The organism is Umezawaea sp. (assembly GCF_057122925.1).
The window spans coordinates 1-11,988 of sequence record NZ_DBNGPQ010000075.1 but is presented as its reverse complement, the minus strand read 5'-3'; the positions used below and the strand labels follow the sequence as shown (position 1 = coordinate 11,988).

Genomic DNA, 11,988 nt, shown 5'->3' with positions numbered 1-11,988 from the left:
CCGGTGATGGCGAAGGCCCGCATCGGGCACTTCGCCGAGGCCCAGGTGCTCGAGGCACTCGGCGTTGATTACATCGACGAGAGCGAGGTGCTCACGCCCGCAGACCTCGTGCACCACATCGACAAGTGGCAGTTCACCGTCCCGTTCGTTTGTGGGGCGACGAATCTTGGCGAAGCGCTGCGACGCATCACCGAGGGCGCGGCAATGATCCGCTCGAAGGGTGAGGCCGGTACCGGCGACGTGTCGAACGCCACGACCCACATGCGGCAGATCTGGGCTGAGATCAAGCGGCTGGCATCGCTGCCGGAAGACGAGCTCTACGTCGCCGCCAAGGACTTGCAGGCTCCCTACGAGCTTGTCCGCGAGGTGGCGCAGGCCGGCAGACTTCCGGTTGTGCTCTTCACGGCCGGTGGCATCGCGACTCCGGCCGACGCCGCGATGATGATGCAGCTCGGCGCCGAGGGCGTGTTCGTCGGTTCCGGCATCTTCAAGTCCGGCAACCCGGAGCAGCGCGCGGAGGCCATCGTCAAGGCCACCACGTTCCACGACGACCCGAGCGTCATCGCCAAGGTCTCGCGCGGCCTGGGCGAGGCCATGGTCGGCATCAACGTGGAGGAGATCCCCGAGCCGCACCGCCTGGCGGAGCGCGGCTGGTAGAAGGACGCCCCGCAGGCGAGGCCCGCACCGCCGCCGGTGCGGGCCTCGCCCGCGTCAGACGTGTTCCACCAGCATGATCCCGGTGGTGCCGGGCTCCAGCGCGCGGCACGTGTGCGGCTGGTCGCCAGGGTAGGCGAGGTAGTCGCCGACACCGATCTCCACCGGCTCGTCCGCGGGGCCGGCGACCATCCGCCCGCTGCTCACCACCAGGTGCTCGACCGTGCCCGCCATGTGCGGATCCGACTCCCGCGCGGCCCCCGGCTCCAGCGCCAGGTGGTACACGTCCCGCCGAGCGCCGGGCGGACACGACGCCAGCAGCGTCGCCGTGTAGTGCGCGCGCTCGGAGTAGATCGCGGGCCCCTCGCCGGCGCGAATCACCCGCACCCGCGTGGTGGGCGGGTCGACGAGCCTGCTCAACGGCACGCCCAGCGCCACGCCCAGCGCCCACAGCGTCTCCACGCTCGGGTTCCCGCTACCGGCTTCGAGCATCGACAACGTCGACTTCGCGATCCCCGCCCGCTTCGCCAGCTCGCTGAGCGACAGGCCAACGCGCTCACGCTCACGACGCAGGGACGCGGAGATGACCTCCAGCGGCGCGGTCCGGTTCACGGCACTCCAGTCGTTCGACATGTCGGTCAAGTCGTTCGCCTTGACGAACGCTCGCCAAGTGTTCATTGTATAGGACTATGCGTTCGACATGGCGAACACCAGATCCGGGGCTGCTCCGCGACGCCCTGGCGATAGCGGCGAGCGCGGCCGTGACGGGAGCCTCCTTCGGAGCGATCACGGTGGCCTCCGGTTCCCCTTGGTGGACACCGGTCCTCATGTCACTGGTCATCTTCGCGGGTGGCGCCCAGTTCATGGCGGTAGGCATAGTCGCGGCGGGCGGCTCACCCCCGGCGGCCGTCCTGGCGGGCCTGATCCTCAACATCAGGCACCTCCCGTTCGGCATGGCGGTAGGCGGCGTGATCGGCTCAGGACTACCGGCCAGACTCGTGGGCAGCCACCTGATGGCAGACGAGACAGTCGCCTTCGCCCTGGCCCAGCGAGACCCGGCCAGGGCCAGGACCGCGTACTGGCTGTGCGGCACCACCCTCTTCATCGCCTGGAACACGGGCGTGCTGGCGGGCGCCCTGCTGGGCCAGGGGATAGGCGACCCGGCGACCTTCGGCCTGGACGCCGCGTTCCCAGCAGCCCTGCTGGCACTGGTGCTACCGGCGCTGAAGGACAAGGCCACCACCAGAGCGGCCCTGGCGGGCGCGGCGACAGCCCTGGCCGCGACACCCTTCACACCGCCAGGCGTACCGGTGCTGCTGGCACTGGCAGGCTTGGTGGCACTGCGACTCCCGGTCCCGGCGAGCCGATGACGATCCTGGCGATCCTGGCCCTGGCGGCAGGCACCTACGCGTTCCGCCTGGCGGGCCCGCTGCTGAGGGACCGCATCACCCTTTCCGACAGGGCCCGCACCACGATGTCAACGGCGGCAACAGTCCTGCTGGTAGCACTCGTGGCAACGGCAACCCTGACCAAGGGCCACTCCTTCGCGGGCTTCGCCCTACCGCTGGGCGTAGCGGCGGGCGCGCTGGCGGCCTGGCGCAAAGCACCCTTCGTACTGGTGGTGCTACTGGCGGCAGCGGTAACAGCGGCACTGCGGTACGCGGGAATAAGGTGAGAAAGAGCAAGACGGGGATTTCCCGAAACCAGTGGCCGATTTTGCTCGGCGGATTCGACCCTTGATCGGGCAGGCTTCTGGGACTGCCCTTCCAGCCCGATCAAGGGTCGAATCGAGGGGGCGCCGAGTCAAATCGGCCACAGCACGCCGGGACCGGCGGTGACCCGATCTCGGAGGACCGGCGGCTACCCGGTCCCCGAGGATCAGCGGCTACCCGATCCCCGAGGACGAGCCTCCAGTTCCCCCGGCGATGGGCGAAGCCAACCAGGCCTCGGGCACCGCGAAGGCGTCGACCAACTCCCGCGCCCGAGGCCTCAACCCCCGACACAGCTCGTTCACGGCCCTGGACAAGTCCTTCGACCGCTCCGCGGTCAACCTCCCGTGCTCCAGGAACCAGGCCCGGTCCCCCTCCAGCACCGACAACGCGTACAGATCGCACACCTGGTCCAGCAACGCGGCCGTCCCGGCGTCGGGACACCGGTCCACAGCGGCGACGAACGCCTCCAGCACCACCCGGTCCACGTGCGCACGAGCCGCGTGCAGCACGTGGTCCTGGGCGTTGTTGAACGTCTCGAACGGGTCCTCCGCGCCCGCACCCGCCCTCCGCAGCCGCCGCGCGAGCCCCTCCAGCACGTGCGTCTCGCGGAACTCGAACTGGCGGACCTGCCAGCCGCGCTCCAGCAGCCCGTCACCGCTGCCGCCGACCAGCCGGGCGATGATCGACCGGGCCGCCGTGCGCTCGACGACCGCCCCGACGAACTGGTCCGCCACGAACCGGACCGTGCCCAGCGCGTCCAGGTCCCCCACGTGGTCGCGGTAGCTCGTCAACAGTCCTTTCGCGACCAGTTGCAGCAGCACGGTGTTGTCGCCCTCGAACGTGGTGAACACGTCCGTGTCCGCCTTGAGCTGGGGGAGCAGGTTCTCGGCCAGGTACCCCGCGCCACCGCAGGCCTCCCGGCACGTCTGGATCGTCGCCGTGGCGTGCCACGTCGACACCGCCTTGAGCCCGGCGGCCCGCGACTCCAGCTCGCGCCGACCGCGGTCGTCGGTGGTGTCGTGCAGCGCCGACACCAGCTCCTCCTGCGCGAAGTGCAGCGCGTAGGTCGTGGCCAGCGCGGGCAGCAGCCTCCGCTGGTGCGCGAGGTAGTCCAGCACCACCACCTCCTCGCCGTCGGGCCGGGTGAACTGCCGCCGCGCCTCGCCGTAGCGGACCGCCAGCGCCAGCGCCTTCTTCGTCGCGCTGCCCGCACCGCCCGCGACGCTGATCCGCCCGCGCACCAGCGTTCCCAGCATCGTGAAGAACCGCCGCCCCGCCCCGTCGACCGGGCTGCTGTACGTGCCGTCCGCCGCCACGGACCCGTACCGGTCGAGCAGCGCCGTCCTCGGCACCCGCACCCGGTCGAACGCGATCCGGCCGTTGTCGACGCCGTTCAACCCGGCCTTGTGGCCGCAGTCCTCGATGGACACTCCCGGTAGGACCTGCCCGTGCTCGTCGCGCAACGGCACCAGGAGCGCGTGCACGCCGTGCTCCTGACCGCCGGAGGCCAGCTGCGCGAACACCACGGCCATCCGCCCGTCCCGAGCGGCGTTGCCGATGTAGTCCTTGCGCGCCTGCACGTCCGGCGTGTGGACGACGAACTCCTCGGCGTCCGCGTCGTAGGTGGCCGTGGTCCGCAGGTGCTGCACGTCCGACCCGTGCCCGGTCTCCGTCATGGCGAAGCAGCCGGGCAGGTCGAGGTTCATGATCGCGGGCAGGTGCTCGTCGTGGTGCCGCCGCGTCCCGAGCGCCTGCACGGCCCCGCCGAACAGCCCCCACTGCACGCCCGCCTTGACCATCAGCGACAGGTCGCCGAACCCCAGCACCTCGAACGCGACCACCGACCCGCCGATGTCGTCGTCACCGCCGTGGGCCTCGGGGAACCCGATCAGCGAGTGCCCGCCCTTCGCGAGCAGCCCGAGCTGCTCGAACACCAGGGCCCGCTGCGCCTCCAGGTCCAGCACCGGCGGCGGTTCCAGCGTGCCGAGCAGCTCGCGGGACCTCCGGCGGAGATCGGCCCAGCGGCCGTCGAGCACGTCGCGCAGAACGTCGTTCGCCATGGCCTTTCCTAACACGGGCGCGGAGCCGCCGCAGGGGTCGCGGCGGCGGGGCGACGACCTCCCGGTCCCGCCGAGCCCCCGGGCGGTCCGCGCCACGCCGTTGTCGTGCCCGCCAGGTCGGGGCCACCCGCCCGTCGTGCCCCGGCCGGAGCGGCACCGCGACCCGCGACGGCGTGCCGCGATCAGCCCAGCGGCGGCACCGTGTGCTTGCGGACGTGCTCGAACAGCAGGTTCGTGTGCACCTCGGTGACCTCGCGCCGGGCGGTGAACCGGTCGAGCACCAGCCGTTGCAGGTGCGCGGTGTCCGCGACCGCCACGTGCACCAGGAAGTCGTCCGGACCCGTCACGTGCGACACGGCGAGCGTCTCCTCCAGCGCCAGCGCGTACTCCATGAACGGCCCGACGATGGCGCGCGTGTGCGGCCGGATCCGCACCGCGATGATCGCCTGCACGGGCCGTCCGACGGCCTTCAGGTCCACCTCGGCGTGGTAGCCGGTGATCACCCCGCGGTCGCGCAGGGCCCGGTGGCGGACCACGCACGTCGACGCCGCGACGTTGACCCGGTCCGCCAGGTCCTTGTTGAGCAGCCGCGCGTCCTTCTGCAACTCGTGCACGATCGCGGCGTCCACCGAATCCATCACGGTCATCTCCTCCACCCACCGCAGTCCCTGCGGAAGTCCACCGCGAAACCTGCCCCGGTTGTCACGATCGTGCCACCGGACCGCACGAAACACGGAGGTCACCATGGCGGGTTTCCACACGAAGGCCGTGCACGGGGGCCGCGACGACCTCGCGGCCCTCGGCGTCCACGCGGCGCCCCTCGACCTGTCGACCACCTACCCCGTACCCGACCAGGCCAGGGGCGGCGAAGCGCTCCAGGCCCTCGCCGACGGCGTCGCCGAGGCGTCCTCGCCCGTCTACGCCCGCCTGCACAACCCGACCGTGGCGAGGTTCGAGAAGGCACTCGCCCTGCTGGAGGGGACCGAGCAGGCGGTGGCGTTCGGCAGCGGCATGGCCGCGGTCACGGCGGTCGTGCAGGCCGCGGCCGTCATGGGCGGGAAGCCCCACGTCGTGGCCGTGCGACCGCTCTACGGCGGCACCGACCACCTGCTCTCCTCCGGCCTGCTCGGCGTCCGCACGACCTACGCGACGGCCGACCGGGTCGCCGAGGCGATCACGCCGGAGACCGGGCTGGTGGTGCTGGAGACCCCGGCCAACCCCAACCTGGACCTCGTCGACATCGCCGCCGTCGTGGCGCGGGCCGGTGCCGTTCCCGTCATGGTGGACAACACCTTCGCCACGCCCGTGCTCCAGAACCCCGCCGCGCACGGCGCGACCTACGTGCTGCACTCCGGCACCAAGTACCTCGGCGGCCACGGCGACGTGCTCGGCGGCGTGGTGGCCTGCTCCGCCGACCGGGCCGCCGCGCTGCGGCAGGTCCGGATCGTCACCGGCGCGGTGCTGCACCCGCTCGGCGGCTACCTGATGCACCGCGGGCTGGCGACGCTCCCGCTGCGCGTCGAAGCGGCCCAGCGCGGCGCGGTCGAACTGGCCCGCAGGCTCGCCGAGCACCCCGCCGTGGGCGTGGTGCGGCACCCGAGCCTGCCCGGCGCGGACCCGGCGGGCCTGCTCGGGCGGCAGTTGCGCGGCCCCGGCGCGGTGCTGGCGTTCACCACCCGCGAGGACCCGACCGAGGTGGTCCGCGGCCTGTCCCTGATCACGCCCGCGGTGAGCCTGGGATCGGTCGACACGCTGATCGAGCACCCGGCCGCCCTCACGCACCGACTCGTGCCCAGCGCCGACCGGAATGCGTGCGGAGTGCCGGAGAACCTATTGCGGGTGAGTGTCGGTCTGGAGGACGTGGAAGACATTTGGGACGACCTGGACCGGGCCCTTTCCGGGAAAAGCGCGCCTTGTGATCTCGATTACATCAAGTCTTCCCCAAGTGATTTCCCACTGAGTGCGCACAACCTCTAACGTCCTGCGACCAGTGGGGTGGTCGGCGTCACTCCACTGGTCCGGGTCGGAGCGCGGGAGGTTCCGACGCACGTGTTTTATGGGGAAGGGAACCGCCTCGTGGATTCGCAGACCAATTCGCCCGAAAAGGACGAACACCTGCCCGACGTCGACGGGTACAGCAAGGCGCTGAGCAAGCGCCAGGTGCAGATGATCGCGATCGGCGGCGCCATCGGCGTCGGCCTGTTCCTCGGTGCCGGTGGCAGGCTCGCCGCCGCCGGGCCCGCGCTCGTCTTCTCCTACGCGCTGTGCGGTCTGGCGGCGTTCTTCGTGATGAGAGCGCTGGGCGAGCTGGTGCTGCACCGCGCGACGACCGGCAGCTTCGTCGAGTACGCCCGCGAGTTCATCGCCCCGTGGGCCGGGTTCGCGTCCGGCTGGATGTACTGGCTGAACTGGGCGATGACGGGCATCGCCGAGATCACGGCGGTCGCCATCTACATGCACCGGTGGTTCCCCGACCTGCCCCAGTGGATCACCGCGCTGGTCGCGCTCGCGTTCCTGGTCGTTGTCAACCTCCTTTCGGTCAAATTGTTCGGCGAACTGGAGTTCTGGTTCTCCGTCATCAAGGTGACCGCGATCGTCGCGTTCCTGTTCACGGGTATCGCACTGGTCGTCAAGGGCACCGAAATCGGTGGGTCCACGGCCGGTGTGCACAACATCACCGAATTCGGGGGGTTCTTCCCGGCCGGTGTGGGTATCGCGCTGATGACGCTCCAGGCGGTCATCTTCGCCTATTCGGCCGTCGAACTCGTCGGTATCGCCGCCGGTGAGACCAAGGAACCGCACAAGGTGATGCCGAAGGCCATCAACGGCGTCGTCTACCGGATCGCGGTCTTCTACGTCGGCTCGGTGCTGCTCCTCACGCTGCTGCTGCCGTGGACCGCCTACAGCGGTCTGGAGAGCCCGTTCGTCACGGTCTTCTCGCAGCTGGGCATCGCGTGGGTCGGTGACGTCATGAACGCCGTCGTGCTCACCGCCGCGCTCTCCTCGTGCAACTCCGGCCTCTACTCGACCGGCCGCATCCTCAAGTCGCTGGCGCAGAAGGGCGAGGCGCCCGCGTTCACCGGGAGGATGAGCAAGAACCACGTGCCCTACGGCGGCGTGCTGTTCACCTCGGTGGTCTACCTGGCGGGCGTGATCCTGAACTACCTGGTGCCCAAGGAGGCGTTCGACATCGCGATCGCCGTCGCCTCGCTGGGCGTGGTCGCGACCTGGGCGACGATCATCGTCTGCCAGATGCGGCTGCGGGCCTCCGCGCTGCGCGGCGAGATCGAACGCCCGTCCTACCGGATGCCGGGAGCCCCGTACACGAACTGGGGCACCCTCGGCTTCCTGGCGCTGGTGATCGTGCTGATGGCCTTCGCGGGCACGGCGGAGCGGGTGGCCTTCTGGTCCATCCCGGTCCTCGTCGTCGTGCTCGTCGTCGGCTGGAAGGTCGTCTCGCGCCGCTCCGCGGCCGATCCGGAGCCGGTCGCGGTCGGCGAGCGCTGACCCCCCGTCCGGGGAGGCACCACGGGCCACGTGCTCGGGGTGCCTCCCCGCGTTCGTGGTTCCACAGCCCTTCACCAGCCGTGATCACCGGTGGTACTAGGGTGGTGCGACCAGTCCACGACCACTCCGAGGAACCGCAGCCGTGTCCGCAGCCCAGCCCGTCGTCGGTGTGCTCGCCCTCCAGGGCGACGTCCGCGAGCACCTCATCGCGCTCGCCGAGTGCGACGTGGTCGCCCGCCCGGTGCGTCGTCCGGAAGAACTCGCCGAGCTGGACGGGATCGTGCTGCCCGGTGGCGAGTCGACCACCATCAGCAGGCTCCTGGCGACGTTCGAGCTGCTGGAGCCGCTGCGCGAGCGCCTCGCGGGCGGGATGCCCGCCTACGGGTCGTGCGCGGGCATGATCCTGCTGGCGGACAAGGCGATCGACGGCCGCCCCGACCAGCACCAGCTCGGCGGGCTCGACATCGTGGTCCGGCGCAACGCGTTCGGCCGCCAGGTCGACTCGTTCGAGGAGGACCTGGACTTCGAGGGCGTCGAGGGCGGCCCGGTGCACGCCGTCTTCATCCGCGCTCCGTGGGTCGAATCCGCTGGTGGGAGCGTCGACGTGCTCGCGAGGGTCCCGGAATCCCCGACGGCGGGTGACGCCGCCGGTAGGATCGTCGCGGTCCGGCAGGGTCCCGTGCTCGCCACCGCGTTCCACCCGGAACTCACCGGTGACGGTCGGGTGCACAGCCTTTTCGTGGAAATCGTTCGCTCAGCGGGCTGAGCGTGTTGTGTCGCATGTGACGGAGGAAAGATGAGCGGCCACTCCAAGTGGGCTACCACCAAGCACAAGAAGGCCGCGATCGATGCCAAGCGGGGCAAGCTCTTCGCGAAGCTGATCAAGAACATCGAGGTGGCCGCGCGGACCGGTGGCAGCGACCTCGATGGCAACCCGACGCTGTACGACGCGGTCCAGAAGGCGCGCAAGAACTCCGTGCCGGTCGACAACATCGAGCGCGCGCGCAAGCGCGGCGGCGGTGAGGAGGCGGGCGGCGCCGACTGGCAGACGATCATGTACGAGGGCTACGGCCCGAACGGCGTCGCCGTGCTGATCGAGTGCCTCACCGACAACCGCAACCGCGCGGCGGGCGAGGTGCGCACCGCGATGACCCGCAACGGCGGCTCGATGGCCGACCCCGGCTCGGTGTCGTACATGTTCAGCCGCAAGGGCGTCGTGATCCTGCCGAAGAACGACCTGTCCGAGGACGACGTGCTGATGGCCGTCCTCGACGCGGGCGCGGAGGAGGTCAACGACCTCGGCGACAGCTTCGAGGTGGTGTCCGAGGCGACCGACCTGGTCGACGTGCGCAAGGCGCTCCAGGACGCGGGCTACGACTACGACTCCGCGGACTCGAACTTCCTCCCGTCCGTGACGGTCGCGCTGGACGCCGAGGGCGCCCGCAAGATCTTCAAGCTGATCGACGCGCTGGAGGACTGCGACGACGTGCAGAACGTCTTCGCGAACTTCGACGTCTCCGACGAGGTCATGGCCGAGATCGACTAGGACGCCGTCCCGAGGGGGCCTCCACCGGTGGTGGGGGTCCCCTCCGCGTTGCGGGACAATGGGCGGCGTGACGATTCCGCCGTACCCCGAAGAGGAAATCCGCCTCCGCGAGTGGCTGCTCAGGGAAGCCGACCTGCACGGGCACGCCACGATCAGCGTGCCCCAGGACGCCGAGGGCGCGCCGTACTCGTTCACGGTGGGCGCCTGGCGGCGGTTCGGCGTGGCGGAGGCGGTGGTCGTCGGCCTGCCGTCGGAGGCCGCGACGATCCTGCTCGCCACCTACGTCTCCCGTGCCCGAGCGGGTGAGCGGTTCGTGCCGGGCCGGCTGCACCACGACGTCTTCACCGGCATCCCGATCACCGTCGAGAAGGTGTTCAAGGGGTTCTACCCGGAGTTCTTCGGCAGCGCGTTCCTGCTCTACGGCAAGGGCGACTTCCCGGCCGTGCAGATCATCGTCCCCACCCCGCAGGGCCACTGGCCGTGGCAGCCGGACGCGCCTGCCGGGTTCGGCGACTGGCAGCTCCTGCTGACCGAGAGCGGCCTGCCCACGAGCTGGGTCTCGGGGGTCAACGGGCCCTGACCGTTGTCCGGAGTGGTTGTCAGGCTTCCGCCCGCCGACACCGGACAACGCCGAGCGGCTAGACAGGTGCTGTGCGGCGGTTCGGGGGTCGTCCGGGGCGGACGGCAGCCGCACGACCGCGGTCCGCTCCCCGGTGCGCAGGGGAGGCGTCGAGGGGGGCGGACCGCGTACACCAGACATGGTTCGGGAGCCCCGCCCGTTCCAGTTAGGGGTCATGGGGAAGCTCCCGATGGGCGACCCCATGACCCGTTCTCCCCACCCGCCCGCTGACGGCCTCCTCCGGCAGCACCGGCCACGAGAATGCGCACGACCGGTGCGCGGTGCCACCTCCCCGCCTCCGCGGGCTGCCCCCGGGCGGTCCGGACGACCTCCGTGCGGGGAGGACGCGACCAGCGGGAACACGGACAGCGGTTTCGACGGGGCGAGGACCTCGTCAGTCCCGATCGACCACGACGTCCTCCTCGCAGACCACCTGCTGGACCGAGGTGAGGTCGATGAAGTTCTCGTGGTCCGGGTCGACGACCTCCAGGAAGTTGTCGCTGAGGAAGAGGGCTTCGAGGTCGGCCATGTCGTCGAACCACGCCTCGACGATCGAGTCGAACTCCGGCTCGGGAAACCGGGGCGCCGGTACCGGGTAGGACACGACGAACCGGCGGAGGTACTGCTCGGCTTCCGGGATCGACATCAGCAGCGGCCGGTGCCTGTTCTTCTGGTGGTCGACGAATTCGTCGTGGGTCATGTGCTCGGCGCGCTTGAGCGCGACAATGATCTTGATCATGGTTCGGGTCCTTCGCGGGTTTCGGGATCGGCGCTGTCCGGTGAGGCGCGCGGGCGCGGCGGCCCGCGGGGGTGCTCTCCGAGGCTCGGGACGGTCACGTCGCCGCTGCTGGAGGTGCACGTCGTGCCGTGGGCGGCGACGGGGACCGGTCGGATGCTCCGCACGTGGTCAACCCTGTCGGGCTCTCCCGCGAGTGCCCAGGGCCGCTCGATGCTGGTGGCCGGACCACCAGCCTGGACCGGTCGGTCCGTGAGATGGTGATCGCCATGGCGAACGTGCGATCGCGCGAACTCGGCGCCTACCCGCGCGCGCGGCGCGACCGCCTCTCGCCGGAGGACGTGGGCCTGCCCGGCGGTGGCAGGCGACGGGTCAGAGGACTGCGCCGGGAGGAGGTGGCGGTTCTGGCGAACGTCGGTTGCACCTGGTACACGTGGCTGGAGCAGGGGCGCGACGTCCAGCCGAGCCTGGAGGTCCTCCTCGGCATCGCCGACGCCCTGCGGCTGTCGAGGGGCGAGCGACGTCACCTGTTGCTGCTCGGCGGGCATCCCGGCGCCGAACAGGCACCCGCCTACGAGAGGGTCGACGGCCTGGTGCAGGGGCTGCTGGACCAGCTCGCTCCGTACCCGGCGGTCGTGATGACACCCTGGTTCGAGTCGGTGGCCCACAACGCGCCGTTCCGGTTCATGATCGACGACCTTGAGTCGGTACCCGAGGCGGACCGCAACTGCGCGTACCTGAATTTCACCCACCCCGACTGGATCGCCGGGCACGCGGACCACGAGGAGGAGTGCGCCGCGATCGTGGCCGCACTCCGCGCGGGTCAAGGCGAGTCGGTGACCGATCCGGCCTGGAAACCACTGCTGGCTCGGCTCCGGGCCGACTCACCGCTGTTCGCGCGTCTCTGGGGTCAGGCGGACGTGGTCACCGACTCCCGGAAGGCCAAGCGCATCCTGTCCCTGCACGTCGGCATGCTGGCCCTGCGCCCGATCACGATGCTGCTCCAGGAGAGCCCGCAGACCAGGGTGGTCGTCTACCAGCCCGACGACCACATCACCGGGGAACGGCTGGAAGAACTCACCAGGCGGATCACCGCGGGCCACGTCGACGGGCCTGCGAAGGTGCGACACCTGCGGTCGCTGTCCTGAATCCGC

13 protein-coding genes are annotated in these 11,988 nt (G+C 70.5%); 9 read left to right on the top strand and 4 right to left on the bottom strand.

The genetic code is table 11. The features are described from left to right. Positions 1-657: beta/alpha barrel domain-containing protein (locus tag AC156L_RS16740; RefSeq protein ID WP_484406995.1), on the top strand; the 657-nt coding region annotated here is incomplete at its 5' end. Positions 658-711: 54 nt separating this feature from the next. Here AC156L_RS16740 and AC156L_RS16735 read toward each other — a convergent pair. Next, the gene (locus tag AC156L_RS16735; RefSeq protein ID WP_330880377.1) at positions 712-1,287 is read right to left on the bottom strand and encodes a helix-turn-helix domain-containing protein; all 576 of its coding nucleotides are present in this window, start codon (positions 1,285-1,287) and stop codon (positions 712-714) included. A 56-nt stretch (positions 1,288-1,343) separates the two neighbouring features. Here AC156L_RS16735 and AC156L_RS16730 point away from each other — a divergent pair, with 56 nt between their 5' ends. Both AC156L_RS16730 and AC156L_RS16725 read left to right on the top strand, forming a co-directional pair. Then, complete coding sequence (locus AC156L_RS16730) at positions 1,344-2,024, top strand: AzlC family ABC transporter permease (protein WP_330880274.1); 681 nt, start codon at positions 1,344-1,346, stop codon at positions 2,022-2,024. Next, positions 2,021-2,329 carry an AzlD domain-containing protein gene (locus tag AC156L_RS16725; protein WP_330880272.1) on the top strand — a complete coding sequence of 103 codons (309 nt, stop codon included), beginning with the start codon at positions 2,021-2,023 and terminating at the stop codon, positions 2,327-2,329. The genes AC156L_RS16730 and AC156L_RS16725 overlap by 4 nt, the downstream gene beginning before the upstream one ends. 210 nt (positions 2,330-2,539) lie before the next feature. Here the strand turns inward: AC156L_RS16725 and AC156L_RS16720 are convergent, their stop codons facing one another. Then, a complete protein-coding gene (locus AC156L_RS16720) occupies positions 2,540-4,426 on the bottom strand; it encodes an acyl-CoA dehydrogenase family protein (protein WP_330880270.1) in 1,887 nt (628 codons plus the stop codon). Between the two features lie 182 nt (positions 4,427-4,608). Next, positions 4,609-5,073, bottom strand: a complete 465-nt coding sequence (locus AC156L_RS16715) for an Lrp/AsnC family transcriptional regulator (protein WP_330880268.1) — start codon at positions 5,071-5,073, stop codon at positions 4,609-4,611. Positions 5,074-5,170: 97 nt separating this feature from the next. Between AC156L_RS16715 and AC156L_RS16710 the strand changes: the two genes are divergently transcribed. From AC156L_RS16710 to AC156L_RS16690, 5 genes are all read left to right on the top strand, one after another. Continuing rightward, positions 5,171-6,403 (top strand): trans-sulfuration enzyme family protein, encoded by a 1,233-nt coding sequence (locus AC156L_RS16710; protein WP_330880265.1) that lies wholly within the window; start codon positions 5,171-5,173, stop codon positions 6,401-6,403. A gap of 189 nt (positions 6,404-6,592) precedes the next feature. Further along, positions 6,593-7,933 carry an amino acid permease gene (locus AC156L_RS16705; protein ID WP_330880375.1) on the top strand — a complete coding sequence of 447 codons (1,341 nt, stop codon included), beginning with the start codon at positions 6,593-6,595 and terminating at the stop codon, positions 7,931-7,933. A gap of 142 nt (positions 7,934-8,075) precedes the next feature. Beyond that, positions 8,076-8,699 carry a pyridoxal 5'-phosphate synthase glutaminase subunit PdxT gene (pdxT, locus tag AC156L_RS16700; protein ID WP_330880263.1) on the top strand — a complete coding sequence of 208 codons (624 nt, stop codon included), beginning with the start codon at positions 8,076-8,078 and terminating at the stop codon, positions 8,697-8,699. Between the two features lie 30 nt (positions 8,700-8,729). After that, positions 8,730-9,479: a YebC/PmpR family DNA-binding transcriptional regulator gene (locus AC156L_RS16695; RefSeq protein ID WP_330880261.1), complete on the top strand. Its 750-nt coding sequence runs from the start codon at positions 8,730-8,732 to the stop codon at positions 9,477-9,479. 58 nt (positions 9,480-9,537) lie between these two features. Continuing rightward, on the top strand, positions 9,538-10,059 hold the full coding sequence (locus tag AC156L_RS16690) for a DUF4262 domain-containing protein (RefSeq protein ID WP_414720084.1): 522 nt from the start codon (positions 9,538-9,540) through the stop codon (positions 10,057-10,059). A gap of 433 nt (positions 10,060-10,492) precedes the next feature. Here the strand turns inward: AC156L_RS16690 and AC156L_RS16685 are convergent, their stop codons facing one another. After that, positions 10,493-10,837, bottom strand: coding sequence for an EthD domain-containing protein (locus tag AC156L_RS16685; protein WP_330880258.1), 345 nt, complete (start codon positions 10,835-10,837; stop codon positions 10,493-10,495). A gap of 266 nt (positions 10,838-11,103) precedes the next feature. Between AC156L_RS16685 and AC156L_RS16680 the strand changes: the two genes are divergently transcribed. Next, complete coding sequence (locus AC156L_RS16680; RefSeq protein ID WP_330880256.1) at positions 11,104-11,982, top strand: helix-turn-helix transcriptional regulator; 879 nt, start codon at positions 11,104-11,106, stop codon at positions 11,980-11,982. Positions 11,983-11,988 lie beyond the last annotated feature (6 nt).